Source organism: Campylobacter concisus, from assembly GCF_002165785.1.
GTDB classification, from domain to species: Bacteria; Campylobacterota; Campylobacteria; order Campylobacterales; family Campylobacteraceae; genus Campylobacter_A; species Campylobacter_A concisus_W.
This window is the reverse complement of sequence record NZ_NDYO01000004.1, coordinates 222,267-236,980: the sequence shown is the minus strand read 5'-3', so window position 1 is coordinate 236,980 and position 14,714 is coordinate 222,267. Positions and strand designations below refer to the sequence as shown.

The window sequence follows — 14,714 nt, the reverse complement described above, 5'->3', positions numbered from 1 at the left end:
ATGTATGTTTTGTTTGAAGGCATTGACGGAGTTGGCAAGAGTACGCAGATAGAAATTTTAGCTTCTAAATTTAGTGGTGCCATCGTCACAAAAGAGCCAGGCGGCACGCAGCTTGGTGTAAATTTACGAGAAATTTTACTAAGCTCAAGCATAAAAATAGGCAAAAGGGCTGAAATTTTACTCTTTTTAGCTGACAGGGCTGAGCATTTTGAAAAGCTGGTCGCTCCAAATTTAAGTAGGCTCATTTTAAGCGACAGAGGCTTTATCTCTGGCATCGCCTACGCTTTGGCAAATGATGAAAATTTAGATGAAAACGTGCTTTTAGAGCTTAATAAATTTGCGCTAAATGATAAATTTGCAGATAAGATTGTTTTTTTTGAAGCAAGCCCCAAGCTAATAAGCTCACGCTTAAAAAGTAGGGGCACAAGCGATAAGATCGAGGCTCGCGGTCTAGAATATCTTTTAAAAGTGCAAAGTCTGATGAAGCAAATTCTTATCAAAAATGGCTTTGATACACTTTTTATAGATGCATCTAAAAGCATAGAGCTAATTTCAAAAGAGATAGAAAATTTTATAAATTTTAAGTAAAATCACAAAAATAAAAAAAAGGATAATGCGATGATAACGGCACTTCGTGGCATGAAAGATATGCTTCCAGCTCGTGCGAAACTTTATGCACAGATAATCAAAACCTGCGAGGAAGTCGCAAAAAACTACGGATATGAGCAAATTTTGACCCCACACCTCGAGGAGACAGCACTTTTTAAAAGAAGTGTCGGCGAGAGCAGTGACATCGTGGGCAAAGAGATGTATCAGTTTGAAGACAAAGGCGGTAACGACGTTTGCTTGCGACCTGAGGGCACGGCTGGCGTGGTTAGAGCGTTTATCGAGGCAAAACTTGACAGGGCAAATGTGACGAAACGCTGCTTTTATCATGGCTCGATGTTTCGCTACGAACGCCCACAAAAAGGCCGCTTAAGAGAGTTTCACCAGTTTGGCTGCGAGTGCTTTGGCGAAGGCAGTGTTTACGAGGATGCGAGCATTATTTTGATGGTGAGCGAAATTTTTAACAGACTAAACATAAAAACAACCCTAAAGATCAACTCCCTTGGTGACGAGAGCTCGATGAAGTCTTACAAAGAAAAGCTCGTTAAATTTTTAGATGAAAATGACGACAGAATTTGCGAGGACTGTAAAAGACGCAAGCTTTTAAATCCTATCCGCGTGCTTGACTGTAAGGTTGAGAGTTGCCAAGAAATTTACAAAAACGCCCCAGTGATCACTGATAGCTTAAGCGATGAGGCGCAGGCTGACTTTGCAAAACTGCAAGAAATTTTAACGGTAAATGGCGTTAAATTTGAGATAGACACTAAGCTAGTTCGTGGGTTAGACTACTACTGCAAGACGGCGTTTGAGTTTATAAGCAACGAGATCGGCTCTCAAAGTGCGGTCGCCGGTGGCGGCAGATATGATAGGCTTGTAGAGTACCTTGGCGGTAGAGCCAGCTACGGCGTTGGTTTTGCGATGGGCGTTGAGAGGATAATGGAAATTTTAGGTGAGGTCCAGGATGAGCGAGATGGAGTTTATCTTTGCGCGCTTGATGCGACGAATTTAGACTTTGTCTATGCGCTTGGCTCAAAGCTTCGCAAAAAATATCAGGTTGAAATTTCTTATGAAGCCAAAAAACTTCAAAAACATCTACAAAATGCCGACAACAAAAATGCGAAAATTTTCCTTTGCGTAGGTGAAAACGAGATGAAAGAGAATAAAATTTGGTATAAAAATTTAGAAACCAAAGACGAAAAAACGATAAATTTAGATGAGCTTGAAAAGGAGCTGGGATGAATGATTTTGGACTTAGCATTTGGGGCAATTCAAATTTTGTTATAGAAGATGGCAAAGTCTGTATAAATGCAGCCAGCAAACCAGCGATCATCGACATCGTAAAAGAGATAAGAGACGACGGATATAGAGGGCCGCTACTGCTTCGTTTTCCTCACCTTATCCAAAAACAGATCGAGCAGATCCACGCAAGTTTTGCAAAAGCAAAGAAAGAATTTGCCTACAAAGGCAGCTTTAATGCTGTATTTCCACTTAAGGTCAATCAATATCCTGGCTTTGTAAAAAATTTAGTTCGCCTTGGCAAACCTTATAACTACGGCCTTGAAGCTGGTAGTAAGGCTGAGCTACTTTTAACCATGGCTTACAATAACGAAAAAGCTCCAATAACCGTAAATGGCTTTAAAGATAAAGAGATGATAAATATAGGCTTTATCGCCGCTGAAATGGGGCACAACATCACACTAACGATTGAGGGCTTAAACGAGCTTGAAGCGATAATCGCCATCGCAAAAGAGCGCTTTAAACCAAAACCAAAGATAGGGCTTAGAGTAAGACTACACTCGACAGGATCGGGACTCTGGGCAAAAAGTGGTGGCATACACTCTAAATTTGGACTAACATCAACTGAACTAATAGAAGCTGTAAAAATGCTAAAAAAGGCAAATTTACTTGAAAACTTCACAATGATACACTTTCACATCGGCTCTCAAATAAGCGAGATCCATCCGCTCAAAAAGGCTCTCATCGAAGCTGGCAACATCTATGCTGAGCTTAGAAAAATGGGTGCCTCAAATTTAAAAGCGATAAATTTAGGTGGCGGTCTTGCGATCGAATACTCGCAGTTTAAAGAAGAGAGCAGCAGAAACTATACGCTAAACGAATATGCAAACGACGTTGTTTATATGCTTAAAACCATAAGCGAGCAAAAGAAGGAGATCGAGCCAGATATCTTCATAGAGTCAGGCCGTTATATCGCCGCTTCTCATGCACTTTTGGTTGCTCCCGTGCTTGAGCTATTTTCTCAAGAATACACCGAAGAGAAGCTAAATTTAAAGAAAAACAATCCAAATTTAATAACCGAGCTAGTCGATCTTTATAAATCAATCAAACCTTCAAACGCCCTAGAATACCTGCACGACGCCATCCACCACACAGAGAGCGTGCTAACACTTTTTGACCTTGGGTATGTCGATCTGCAAGATAGGTCAAACGCCGAGGTGCTTTTAAAGCTCATCAGTAAAAAGGCTGTCGTGATGCTTGGCAACAAAAGTAACTCAAGCGATCTGGCCAAAATTCAAAAAGAGGTCCAAGAGAGGTACTTGCTAAATTTCTCTATTTTTCAAAGCTTACCAGACTTTTGGGGACTAAAGCAAAATTTTCCTATCATGCCGCTTGATAGACTTGATGAGCGCCCTACTTTGCCGGCTTCGATCTGGGATATCACCTGCGATAGTGACGGCGAGATCAGCTATGATGATGAGAAAAACCCACTACTTTTGCACGACGTGGACGTGGAGAAGGAGGATTATTTCTTGGGATTTTTCCTAGTTGGCGCATATCAAGAGGTGATCGGTATGAAACACAACCTCTTTACTCACCCAACAGAGGCCACAATAGAGCTTTCAAATGATGGCTATAAGATCACAAATTTACTAGAGAGCCAGTCGATCCTTGATATCATGGAGGATATGGACTACGATATCTACGAGATCCAAGACACTCTAAACGAGCGCTTAGAGAAATCAACTCTGATAAACGAAACGCAAAAGAAGCAAATTTTGGGCGAACTTTATCTATTTTTAAATGATAATAGCTACCTAAAAACAATCAATTAAAAAGGAAAACAATGCAACTAGCAAATAGAATGCAAACATTAAGCGAGTCAATAACGATCGCCATCAGCACAAAGGCCAAAGAGATGAAGGCTGCTGGTATCGACGTGATCTCGCTTTCAGCTGGTGAGCCTGACTTTATGACTCCAAAAAAGATAAGAGAAACTGTAAAAAACGCACTTGATAACGATAGCAAAAGTGGCAAATACACGCCAGTACCGGGCCTGCCAGAGGTTATAGAGGCCATTAGAGTAAAGCTAAAAAGAGATAACGGACTTGACTACAAAGCAAGCCAGATCGTCACAAACATCGGTGCAAAACACTCACTTTTTAACGTATTTCAAGCGCTAATCAACCCAGGCGACGAGGTCATCATCCCCTCTCCATACTGGGTGAGCTACCCTGAGATCGTTAAATTTTGTGGCGGCGTGCCTGTCTTTATCGAGGCAAATGAGAGTACAAATTTTAAAATCACAGCCGAGCAGCTAAAAAAAGCGATCACACCAAAAACAAAAGTCTTTTCGCTAAATCACCCGACAAACCCAACTGGAGCTGTATATACAAAAGAGGAGATTGCGGCATTTGGCGAGGTTTTAAAGGGTACTGACATCATCGTTACAAGTGATGAAATTTATGAAAAAGTGATCTACGGCAAAGAATTTCACGCAGTAGCCTCAGTAAGCGAAGATCTTTTCAAAAGAACGGTCACGATAAATGGCCTAAGCAAGTGTGGAGCGATGCCTGGCTGGAGATTTGGCTATATAGCAAGCTCGATGGACTGGCTAATCGCTGGCATCAAAAAGCTTCAAAGTCAAAGCACAAGCAACATCAGCTCGATCGTGCAAATAGGCGCTATCCCGTCACTTCTTGGCGAAACTGACGAAGATATCGAAAGCATGAGAAAAGAGTATGAAAAAAGACGCGATGTGGCAGTTGAGATGATAAATGCCATCCCTGGGCTAAGCGTAGTTAAGCCTGATGGCGCATTTTATCTATTTGTAAAATGTAAAGATGTAGATAGTGACTCGCTTAGATTTTGCAAAAAAATGCTTGAAGAGGCGAACGTAGCGACGGTGCCAGGTGTGGGCTTTGGCATGGAGGGATACTTTAGAATTTCTTTTGCAACAGACATCGAGAGCATAAAAAAAGCGATCGATAGGATCGCAAATTTTGTAAAAAGCTACAAAATTTAATGATCAAATTTAGTGTAAATGGCAAAATTTTCGAGCTTGAAAACGATATAAATGTTTATGAATTTTTAGCCAAAAATGGCTATGAGCTTAAATTTATAGCCCTTGAGCGAGACGGAGAAATTTTGCCAAAAAAGCTTTGGCGTGAGCGCTTCATGAGCGAAGGCAAAGCTTATGAGATCGTCACTTTAGTTGGCGGTGGATGAGGAGAAAATGATAGAGATAATACTAAATGGCACAAAATTTAATGTGCCAGCAAAAAGCCTTAGCGAGCTAAAAGAGCTTGTTCTTGGCGATAAAGAGAGTGAAATTTATAAATTTTTAGAGAAATTTAATGCGACAAAGCCAGACATTTTTATCGTTGATGGCTTTGCAATAAAAGAAGATAGCGAGCTAAAAGATGGCTCAAACGTCGTATTTATAAGGCGTGGCGTGATGCCTGAGCGTGAAGTTTTACGCGCGATGATCGCCTCACGAAACAGCCCTGAGCTAAATTTAGCCCTAAGTAAGGCAGTAATCGGCGTGGCTGGACTTGGTGGTCTTGGCTCAAATATCGCGCTAAGCCTTGCAAGAGTTGGCGTAAAAAAGCTAGTGCTTGCCGACTTTGACGTCGTTGAGCCAAGCAATCTAAACCGCCAGCAGTATTTCGTCCGCCACATCGGCTTAAAAAAGACTCAAGCGCTTAAAGAGCTGATAAATGACGTAAATCCCTTTGTCGAGGTCGAAACACACGATATATTTTTAGATGAAAAAAACGTGGCTAGCGTCTTTGGCGAGTGCGAAATTTTATGCGAAGCCTTTGACAATGTCGCTGGAAAGGCGATGATACTAAATGAAGCTGGGGCAAGCTTAAAAGATAAAAAGATCATTGGCGCCTCTGGCATGGCAGGATACTTTAGCTCAAATCTCATAAAAACCATAAAATTTGCCAAAAATGTCTATCTTTGTGGCGACCTCACAAACGAGGCAAAGATCGGTCAAGGGCTCATGGCACCACGCGTTGCCATCTGCGCAAACCATGAGGCAAATTTGGCCATTAGACTGCTTATGGGCTTGGAGGCGTAAGTGCAAAATGATAGCTTGATCCTTGGCGGCAAGGAGTTTCAAAGCCGCTTTATCCTTGGCTCTGGCAAGTACTCACACGAGCTAATCGACTCAGCCATAAATGAGGCTGGCGCGCAAATTCTAACCCTTGCTCTTAGGCGCATAAACGAGAGCAAAGAGCGAAATATACTTGACTTTATCCCAAAAGGCGTGGCGCTTTTGCCAAACACAAGTGGCGCTAGAAACGCTAAAGAGGCCGTTCGCATCGCCCAGCTCGCACGTGAGCTTGGGTGCGGCGAGCTTGTTAAGATAGAGATCATCACCGACTCTAAATTTCTCTTTCCAGACAACGCTGAAACGATAAAAGCCTGCGAAGCTTTGGCAAATGATGGCTTTGTGCCGATGCCTTATATGTTTCCGGATCTAAATGCCGCAAGAGCGATGCTAAGTGCGGGAGCAAGTTGTATAATGCCTCTAGCTGCGCCTATTGGCTCAAACCAAGGGTTAGTTTTTAAAGACATCATCGAGATTTTGATAAACGAGCTTGATACGCAGATCATAGTTGATGCTGGCATCGGTAGGCCCTCACAAGCGTGCGAAGCGATGGAGATGGGAGCAGCTGCGATCATGGCAAACACAGCCATCGCCTCATCTAAAAACATCCCACTCATGGCAAGAGCTTTCAAAGAGGCGATCATCGCTGGTCGCAACGCCTATCTAGCAGGGCTTGGCGCAAAGAGCAAAAGCGCAAATGCCTCATCACCGCTCACTGGATTTTTAGACTGATGAAATTTACAAGAACCGACCACATGAAGCTGTTACCTCACATGCAGGATGTTGGCAGTGATATCATGGATGAAATTTTAAAAGAGCGCGCGAATTACAAGCCTGAAATTTACACCGAAGCTGACATCAAGGCAGCTCTTAATGCAAAGCATTGCTCGCTTGAAAACCTAAAAGCCCTACTCTCGCCTGCTGCAGCACCATTTTTAGAGCCAATCACCCAGCTAGCTCAAGCAAAGACAAGGGCAAATTTTGGCTCAAATATCACACTTTTTACTCCGCTTTACATTGCAAACTACTGTGACAATCTCTGTGTTTATTGCGGTTTTAACGCTAAAAATAAAATAAAAAGGGCAAAATTAAGCGACGAGGAGATCACGAGAGAGCTAAGAGAAATTTCAAAGAGCGGTTTAGAAGAAATTTTGATCCTAACAGGCGAGAGCGAAACTAGCTCAAGTGTAGCCTATATCGCAAATGCCTGCGCTTTGGCAAAGAAGTTTTTTAAAGTAGTTGGGGTTGAAATTTATCCATTAAACTCAGACGGCTACGCCCTGCTTCATAAAAGTGGCGTGGACTACGTGACCGTCTTTCAAGAGACCTATAGCCCCACAAAATACGAGAAAATCCACCTTGGCGGTAATAAAAGGATCTTCCCTTACCGTATAAACGCGCAGGAGCGAGCGCTTCTTGGTGGCATGAGAGGGGTCGGCTTTGCGGCACTTCTTGGCATAGATGACTTTAGACTTGACGCTTTTGCGACGGCACTTCATGCAAGCTTAGTTCAAAAAAAGTACCCACACGCCGAGATCGCATTTTCATGTCCAAGGCTTCGCCCTATCATAAATAACGACCGCATAAATCCTCGTGACGTTGGCGAGCGCGAGCTTTTGCAAGTGATCTGCGCGTATAGAATTTTTATGCCAACAGCCAGCATAACGATCTCAACCAGAGAAAAGGCGAAATTTCGCGATAACGCCGTAAAGATCGCCGCAAATAAGATAAGCGCTGGCGTAAAAGTAAGCATCGGCGCTCACGGCGAAGAGAAAAAGGGCGACGAGCAGTTTGAGATAAGCGACGATAGAAGCGTGGATGAGATAAAAGCAATGATAAAAGCAAACGGCCTAGAGCCCTTAATGAGCGAGTATATCTATGTTTAGAATTCTTTGCGTGGCTGACTTTGACAGCTACAAGGGTGATGACTTTTTAAAGAGAATTCAGCTACTTTGCAAGGCTGGTGTGGATGAAATTTTACTTCGTGCAAAGGGGCTAAATGAGGCTGATTTTTACAACCTTGCTAGAGTTGTAGCTCAAATTTGTGAAAACTACCGCAAGAAATTTATCATCAATCAATTTTTTGACGTAGCTTGTAAGCTAAAAAGCGACTTTTGGCTCACTTCAGCGCAGCTTGACTTTTTTAAAAATCACGGTGTTTTTTTAGATGAATTTAGAAAAATAGCAAAAATTTACGCTCCAGCTCACGACATAGAGCAAGCTAAAATTTCAGCTACAATCGCCGATGTGTTCGTAGCCTCTCATATATTTGCCACCTCTTGCAAGGTGGGTTTAGAGCCAAAGGGGTTAAATTTTATAAGCGAGCTAAAAAATCTTAATAAAGAAATTTACGCACTTGGCGGACTGGACAACCAAAACTACAAAAATGCTATAAAAGCAGGCGCTAGCGGAATCTGCTTCATGAGCTTAGCTATGAATGGTGATATAAACGAGATAAAAGATATAGTAAAAAATAAAAATATATAAAATTTTTCGTAGAATAATACATATAATTTTATATATTTAGTACAAATAGCAAATTTATCCCTTAGCTAAATCTTGTTAGATTAACTATCTATAGCATAAAAATTTTTAAGTAAAGATCAACAAAAGTAAAAATCAGCTATAACTTCTAAAATTTTTATAATCAATAAAGCAAGTCAAGAGCCTTTAGCACAAAGCCCCAGAACAAGCTAAATTTATGAAATTTTCTTTTGTTTTGGGCGGAAAACTTTCATCACGTTTTCATCAGTCTCAATAAATGCTCCCTCAATCAAGTCAATGCAGTACGGCACCGCTGGAAATACCGGCTCCAAGCACTCTTTTATCGCCTTTGGTTGACCTGGTAAATTTATGATGAGCGCGTGGCCTCTGATACCTGCTGTTTGGCGCGATAGGATCGCTGTTGGGACGTATTGCAGGCTTGCAGCTCTCATGAGCTCACCAAAGCCTGGCATCATCTTCTCGCAAACCGCCTCAGTAGCCTCTGGAGTAACGTCTCTCACCGCCGGTCCTGTACCACCGGTAGTTAGCACAAGGTCGCAACCAAGCACGTCCACCATGTGCACAAGCCTCTCTTTTATAAGCTCAAACTCATCTGGAATCACCTCATAAAAGTACTCATGCTCGCTCACTATCCAGCTATCAAGCACATCTTTGATCGCTGGACCTGATTTGTCCTCGTATGTGCCTTCGCTTGCACGATCAGATAGAGTTAGTATGCCTATTTTTGCTTTCACTTTTTCTCCTTTAGTAGTTTTCATTTAAAATTTTTGCCAGCGTCTCTTTATCCACGCTCTCGTAGGCCAGTAGATATGAGCTAATCTTTGCAATTTGCTCGTTTGTACCCTTTAAAAAGGACGTTATCTCTTCTTTTGCTTGCTTTAAAATTTCTTCTACATCGTTTGGATTTGGCACAAAAGAGCTTCCCATGCCATATTCATAAACCATCTTTGAAGCGATCTCTTTGGCTAAATTTAGATCGCTGCTCGAGTTTGAAAATATATCGTTCTCATCTATCTCAAGTTTGCACATACCAGCTATGAGCACCTTGATACGAGATATCATCTGTGACTTCGACTCGATCTCTTGCTCTGTGGCCATAAACCTATCTTCTATAAGAGAAATTTTTTCAAATTTTACATCAAACCAGTAAGCACTTAGTGCCTTTGCTCCTTGATAGATGGCTTGAATTTTCTTCTCGTTTTCGCTGTAGCTTAGCACCTTTTTCTTGCCAAGCAAGACCTTATTTAAAACAGCCTCAAAGTCTCTTATTTTTAGTACACTTTCATTATTTCTTAAAGCATTTATCGCAGCTTCATTTACAAGCGTACTAAGTGCTGCACCTGAAAAGCCAACGCTCATTTTAGCGATATCCTCAGCCCCTACTTCACACTTTTTATCTTTTAAATATGTGTTTAAGATCGCCACCCTGTCGTTATAATCAGGCATTGATAAAAATATACGCCTATCAAAGCGGCCAGATCTAAGCAGCGCTTCATCGATCATTTCGATCCTATTTGTTGCAGCTATGACGATGACGCCTGAGTTGTCTTCAAAGCCGTCCATCTCGGTTAGTAGCTGATTTAGAGTGGCTTCTCGCTCGTCATTTCTAGTACCACCCCTGCTCTTACCAACGGCGTCTATCTCATCGATAAAGATAATAGACGGAGCATAGGACTTAGCTTTACTAAAAAGCTCTCTTACTCTTTTTGCACCCATGCCAACATAAATTTGCACAAAACTAGCACCATTTTGATAGAAAAATGGTACATTTGCCTCGCCTGCAACGGCCTTTGCCACAAGTGTCTTGCCAACACCTGGAGGACCTACCATTAGCACACCTTTTGGCATTTTGATACCAAAATTTCTGTATTTTTGTGGATTTTTCAAAAAGTCAACTATCTCACTAAGCTCGCTTTTGACCTCACTAATGCCAGCCACATCACTAAATCTAACATTTGAAATAACTGGCATCACATTTTGATTTAGCACGCTTTCTATCTCTAAAGCACCATCTTTTTTATTAAAAAGACTCTCGCTTTTTTTATTAATACTCCTAAAAATGTAAGCGTACCAAAGAATAAAACAAACAAAGATGATAAATCCCCAAACCATACTAGGAGTAATGTATTGCTTCGTCTTTTCAACAGGCACTTTTTTGATAAGCTCTTTTAAATCAATGCCCTCTTTTATGATAGAAAAGCGATTGTTTTGTGCATAAAGCACGACTTCATCGTCATTGATTACAGCGCGGTCTATAAAATTTCCATCCATTAGCTGCATATATTGCGAATATGTGATATTTCTTGGTTCTTTACTAACGGCAAATAGCAATACGCTGATTAATGCGATAGCTGCGATTATTAGGATATTTTTCTTATTAAATTTAAATTTTTGCATAATTGGCATCTGGCTTAACTTCATATTCGCTTACCTCCACCCACTCTTTTGTTATATCTTTTTGGCTTAAAATTTTAGCTTTGTTGTAAAACTGATCAAAACCCTCGTAAAACTCACCATTTTTTTGCTCGACTAAAATTTTCAAAGCTCCGTTATGCTTTTTTCTAAAATTTTCATTATTTTGCAAAGCTATGCCTTGTAAAATTTTTAGCCTACTTTTTGCCACATCGCCGCTAACATCGCTTTTTAGCGTAGCTGAGTGCGTATCACGCCTTGGCGAATAGACAAAAGCATGCAGATGTGTGATAGGAAATTTTTTAAAATTTTCCACCGCCTCTGCCCAAATTTCCTCACTCTCGCCTGGATGACCCACGATGTAGTCCGTACCAAGCGCAAAGCCAAGTGAGCTTAGCTCATTAAAAAGCTCCAAATCGCTAAATGCGTTATTTCGTCTTCGCATGATCTTTAACATCGCCTGACTCGTGTGCTGAAGTGCGATGTGCAGATGACGCTCCAGCCACTCTTCTTTTAAAATTTCTCTAAAGCTCTCATCTATCTGGCTTGGCTCAATACTTCCAAGTCTAATGCGCCTTATGCCAGAAATTTTACCTAAGTTTGCCAAAAGCTTACCAAGAGAGCTATTTGTATCTTTGCCGTAACTGCCTATGTTTGTGCCAGTTAGTACGAGCTCATTATAGCCGTTTTGAGCTAAAATTCTTGCCTCTTTTAATATCATAGCCTCATCCATGCTTCTAGCCTTACCACGAACTGAAGGAATGATGCAGTAGCTGCAACTAAAGTTGCAGCCTTCTTGAATCTTTATAAAAGCCTTTGTGTGATTTTCGTAATTTGTAACTATATTTTTATCGACTGAGTTTAAATTCCCAAGCTCAAAAAATGGCTTTTCTTGCTTTAAAAGCTCATTTAGATCGCTCTTTTTGCTAGCTCCTAGCACACCAAATATACCGCTATTAAATAGCTCTTTGCCCTTGCTAACCGCTCCACATCCAGTCAGCACTACCTTTGCTCCACGCCTTTTTACGCCGTTTATGTAGTTTCTGACACCGCTATCGGCAGAATTTGTAACAGTGCACGAGTTTATGACCACGATATCAGCAGCATCTTCATCATTTGTAATCTCGTAGTCCTTGATGTAGCTTTTTAAAAGCTCGGTATCATAGATATTTGTGCGACATCCAAATGTTTTAAAAAATATCTTTTGCATTAAGAATTTTCGCTCTCTTGCTCACCATGGGCTGTATGATCGCTTGGATTTTCTTTTTTACCTACAAACATGGTTTGCGTTGGATAAGCGATCTTTATATCATCTTGAGCCAAAAAAGCCTCGATGATCTCAGCACTTATCGTGCTTCTAAGTGCTAACGTGGCATAGGAATTTGACATAAACCAGCATGAGATATTTATGCCATAAGGCTCAAAAAACGTATAAATTCTTGGCTCGACATTTGGATTTTTGATGCTGTATTGGCTTCTTAGCTTATTCATTTGACGTTTTGCAATATCGGTATAGCCTTTTGAGTATTTCTTGACGACATTTCTTGCTAGATAGACGGCTTTTTTATGGTTGCTATCAAAGCTTATCATGATATCTATGCCATCCCAAACGGTCTTCATGCCATAGTGAGCATAGTTTGCGATTAGGTCTGTAAAGATATAGTTATTTGGTACAAAGATGATCCTACCTGCACGGCGGTTTGTCTTATATGTTGAGTAGCTAACATCCTCAAAAACAGTTAAGCGAAGTAGCGAAATATCAATGACGTCGCCTACAAATTCGCTCCCATCATGAAATACCCTGATCCTATCGCCTACATGTATAGAGCCACCAAACATGATCACCATCCAACCAAGCATACTCATAAACATATCTTTCATTGCAATGGCGATACCAGCCGAAGCAAAACCTAGCACGGTTACTAAATATGTGACGTTTTCGATATACGAAAAAAGTAAGATTATGATGATAACGGTGATATTTAAAACGTTTAAAAATTTATTGACCGTGTAAAATCTCCCATTATCAGTAATCGTTCTTTTAACGATAAATTTAGCGATAAATGTTAGCCCGATCGTCAAAAGGATGATGATAGCTGTATAACCCATGCTTAAAAACTGAGCTTTTATATCAGAGGTGGTTAAATTTATAGCCTCATCAGCCCTTTTTTCATAGACATTATAAGTTGTATCAGCGATCTGTTTTGCCGCTTTAAAGTCGCCTATTTCTTGTTTTACCAAGTTTAGGCTTTCTCTATTTTGCTCATTTTCTTCGATCAAATTTAGTCTATTTAATAAATTTTCTTTTGTTTCAAGCTTTTCTAAAAGCGTATCGAGCTCTTTTATATGCCTTTGATACTCGATCTTATCACTCTTTATCTTTTTGATATACGAAAAGCCAGATATAAGTGCAACAGGACTTGTTATCCTTGGTGGAGTATCCATTTCAGGAGCTGCTAGCATATTTGAAAATGGCGTTTTTTCATACTCTTTTAGTAAATTTATCTGCTCTTTTAGAGTTTGGATTCTTTTTATGATATCGCTGCCTCTTCTTGAGCTTTTATCCAGTTTCTTTAGTTCATTTTCATTTTTTTCAAGCTCATCAATAAGCCTTTGATAAGTGTTATAGTTAGCATACCTTGTAATCCAGATATTGTTTTTTAGGGAGTTATCTAGATTTGAAATATCTTTTATAAGCTCGTTATTTTGTAAATTTTGCGAGCCATTTTGCTCAAGCGTAACGTTTTCTTCAGCATAAAGGGCAAAGCAAAAAAGTATTAAAACTAGGATCTTTTTCATTTAAATTCTCTTAAAATTTTTAAAACATCTTCTTTTTTGACGTCATTTTTGATGATCGCACTACCGATTTTATCTGCAATGATGAAATTTATCTTATCATCTTTTGTCTTTTTATCCATAAAAAATGCCTCGTAAAATGCATATTCATTTTCTATTTTGTAGTTTACTGGAAGGCCAAATTTTACCAAAACCTGCCTGATCTCTTCGGCATCTACCTCGCTCATGAGACCTAGTTTTACGCTTAGGCGATTTGCCATATTCATACCTATCGCCACCGCTTCGCCGTGCAAAAATTCTTTGTAATTTGTCTCATTTTCTATAACGTGAGCAAAGGTATGTCCGTAGTTTAGGATGGCTCTTAGCCATTTTTCTTTCTCGTCTTGCTCAACCACTTTTGCTTTTAAAATTACCGACTTCTCAACTAGCTTGGCTAAATTTTCATCATCTAAATTTATGCTCTTTAACCAACCAAACATCTCTTTATCAAAGGTTATCGCCATCTTTAAAGCCTCAGCCACGCCAGCTGCAAATTCTCTCTTTGGCAATGTCTTTAAGAAATTTATCTCGCAAAAAACTGCCTTTGGCTGATAAAAAGAGCCTATTAAATTTTTGCCAAATTTATTATTCACACCAGTCTTTCCGCCCACACTCGCATCAACTTGCGCTAGAAGCGTAGTTGGGATATTTATGAAATTTATTCCTCTTTCATAGATGCTCGCCGCAAAGCCAGTCATATCGCTTATGACGCCACCACCAAAGGCGATTAGCGTAGATGAGCGATCAAATTTACTCACAAAAAGATGCTCTAAAATTTGCTTTATCGTTGTTAAATTTTTATACTCCTCGCCGTCAGGCACACTTATGATAAATTTCTCATCACACTTCAAAATACTAAGTAGCTTTTCAAGATGAAGCCCCGCTACTTTAGCGTTTGTGACGATGCCAACCTTGCCTTTTATCTCTAGTCTCTCAAGCTCGTTTATATAAATTTTATAGCTTGACGCTTTTTCTTTAAGATTTAAATTTATCTGCATTT

The 14,714-nt window shown here is 40.2% G+C and carries 14 protein-coding genes; 9 read left to right on the top strand and 5 right to left on the bottom strand.

Annotated features, from left to right (window positions below):
- The 9 genes from tmk to B9N62_RS03855 are packed head-to-tail and all read left to right on the top strand — an operon-like array spanning position 1 to position 8,449.
- Positions 1-588, top strand: coding sequence for a dTMP kinase (tmk, locus tag B9N62_RS03895; RefSeq protein ID WP_087584456.1), 588 nt, complete (start codon positions 1-3; stop codon positions 586-588).
- A 30-nt stretch (positions 589-618) separates the two neighbouring features.
- Entirely contained in the window at positions 619-1,845 is a 1,227-nt protein-coding gene (gene hisS / locus B9N62_RS03890) for a histidine--tRNA ligase (protein ID WP_087584455.1), read from the top strand.
- On the top strand, positions 1,842-3,677 hold the full coding sequence (gene speA, locus B9N62_RS03885; protein WP_087584454.1) for a biosynthetic arginine decarboxylase: 1,836 nt from the start codon (positions 1,842-1,844) through the stop codon (positions 3,675-3,677). Before hisS ends, speA begins: the two co-directional genes overlap by 4 nt.
- A gap of 11 nt (positions 3,678-3,688) precedes the next feature.
- Positions 3,689-4,867, top strand: coding sequence for a pyridoxal phosphate-dependent aminotransferase (locus B9N62_RS03880; protein ID WP_087584453.1), 1,179 nt, complete (start codon positions 3,689-3,691; stop codon positions 4,865-4,867).
- A complete protein-coding gene (thiS, locus tag B9N62_RS03875; protein ID WP_087584452.1) occupies positions 4,867-5,070 on the top strand; it encodes a sulfur carrier protein ThiS in 204 nt (67 codons plus the stop codon). The genes B9N62_RS03880 and thiS overlap by 1 nt, the downstream gene beginning before the upstream one ends.
- Before the next feature lie 7 nt (positions 5,071-5,077).
- Positions 5,078-5,929, top strand: coding sequence for a sulfur carrier protein ThiS adenylyltransferase ThiF (gene thiF, locus B9N62_RS03870; protein WP_087584485.1), 852 nt, complete (start codon positions 5,078-5,080; stop codon positions 5,927-5,929).
- Positions 5,930-6,694, top strand: coding sequence for a thiazole synthase (locus B9N62_RS03865; RefSeq protein ID WP_087584451.1), 765 nt, complete (start codon positions 5,930-5,932; stop codon positions 6,692-6,694).
- Positions 6,694-7,848 (top strand): 2-iminoacetate synthase ThiH, encoded by a 1,155-nt coding sequence (gene thiH, locus B9N62_RS03860; RefSeq protein ID WP_087584450.1) that lies wholly within the window; start codon positions 6,694-6,696, stop codon positions 7,846-7,848. The genes B9N62_RS03865 and thiH overlap by 1 nt, the downstream gene beginning before the upstream one ends.
- Entirely contained in the window at positions 7,841-8,449 is a 609-nt protein-coding gene (locus B9N62_RS03855; protein ID WP_087584449.1) for a thiamine phosphate synthase, read from the top strand. The genes thiH and B9N62_RS03855 overlap by 8 nt, the downstream gene beginning before the upstream one ends.
- Positions 8,450-8,661: 212 nt before the next feature.
- Here B9N62_RS03855 and mog read toward each other — a convergent pair whose 3' ends face one another.
- Genes mog through aroB form a run of 5 tightly spaced genes read right to left on the bottom strand, consistent with a single transcriptional unit; the run spans position 8,662 to position 14,712 of the window.
- Positions 8,662-9,201, bottom strand: a complete 540-nt coding sequence (gene mog, locus B9N62_RS03850) for a molybdopterin adenylyltransferase (protein WP_087584448.1) — start codon at positions 9,199-9,201, stop codon at positions 8,662-8,664.
- 10 nt (positions 9,202-9,211) lie between these two features.
- A complete protein-coding gene (locus tag B9N62_RS03845; RefSeq protein ID WP_374188101.1) occupies positions 9,212-10,888 on the bottom strand; it encodes an ATP-dependent metallopeptidase FtsH/Yme1/Tma family protein in 1,677 nt (558 codons plus the stop codon).
- The gene (mtaB, locus tag B9N62_RS03840; protein WP_087584447.1) at positions 10,851-12,089 is read right to left on the bottom strand and encodes a tRNA (N(6)-L-threonylcarbamoyladenosine(37)-C(2))-methylthiotransferase MtaB; all 1,239 of its coding nucleotides are present in this window, start codon (positions 12,087-12,089) and stop codon (positions 10,851-10,853) included. The genes B9N62_RS03845 and mtaB overlap by 38 nt, the downstream gene beginning before the upstream one ends.
- Complete coding sequence (locus B9N62_RS03835) at positions 12,089-13,678, bottom strand: mechanosensitive ion channel domain-containing protein (protein WP_087584446.1); 1,590 nt, start codon at positions 13,676-13,678, stop codon at positions 12,089-12,091. The genes mtaB and B9N62_RS03835 overlap by 1 nt, the downstream gene beginning before the upstream one ends.
- Positions 13,675-14,712, bottom strand: coding sequence for a 3-dehydroquinate synthase (gene aroB / locus B9N62_RS03830; RefSeq protein ID WP_087584445.1), 1,038 nt, complete (start codon positions 14,710-14,712; stop codon positions 13,675-13,677). The genes B9N62_RS03835 and aroB overlap by 4 nt, the downstream gene beginning before the upstream one ends.
- Positions 14,713-14,714 lie beyond the last annotated feature (2 nt).

Coding starts and splice junctions, on each gene's coding strand:
- tmk (WP_087584456.1), top strand. CDS start 1: ATGTATGTTTTGTTTGAAGGCATTGACGGAGTTGGCAAGAGTACGCAG.
- hisS (WP_087584455.1), top strand. CDS start 619: ATGATAACGGCACTTCGTGGCATGAAAGATATGCTTCCAGCTCGTGCG.
- speA (WP_087584454.1), top strand. CDS start 1,842: ATGAATGATTTTGGACTTAGCATTTGGGGCAATTCAAATTTTGTTATA.
- B9N62_RS03880 (WP_087584453.1), top strand. CDS start 3,689: ATGCAACTAGCAAATAGAATGCAAACATTAAGCGAGTCAATAACGATC.
- thiS (WP_087584452.1), top strand. CDS start 4,867: ATGATCAAATTTAGTGTAAATGGCAAAATTTTCGAGCTTGAAAACGAT.
- thiF (WP_087584485.1), top strand. CDS start 5,078: ATGATAGAGATAATACTAAATGGCACAAAATTTAATGTGCCAGCAAAA.
- thiH (WP_087584450.1), top strand. CDS start 6,694: ATGAAATTTACAAGAACCGACCACATGAAGCTGTTACCTCACATGCAG.
- B9N62_RS03855 (WP_087584449.1), top strand. CDS start 7,841: ATGTTTAGAATTCTTTGCGTGGCTGACTTTGACAGCTACAAGGGTGAT.
- B9N62_RS03845 (WP_374188101.1), bottom strand. CDS start 10,888: ATGAAGTTAAGCCAGATGCCAATTATGCAAAAATTTAAATTTAATAAG.
- mtaB (WP_087584447.1), bottom strand. CDS start 12,089: ATGCAAAAGATATTTTTTAAAACATTTGGATGTCGCACAAATATCTAT.
- B9N62_RS03835 (WP_087584446.1), bottom strand. CDS start 13,678: ATGAAAAAGATCCTAGTTTTAATACTTTTTTGCTTTGCCCTTTATGCT.
- aroB (WP_087584445.1), bottom strand. CDS start 14,712: ATGCAGATAAATTTAAATCTTAAAGAAAAAGCGTCAAGCTATAAAATT.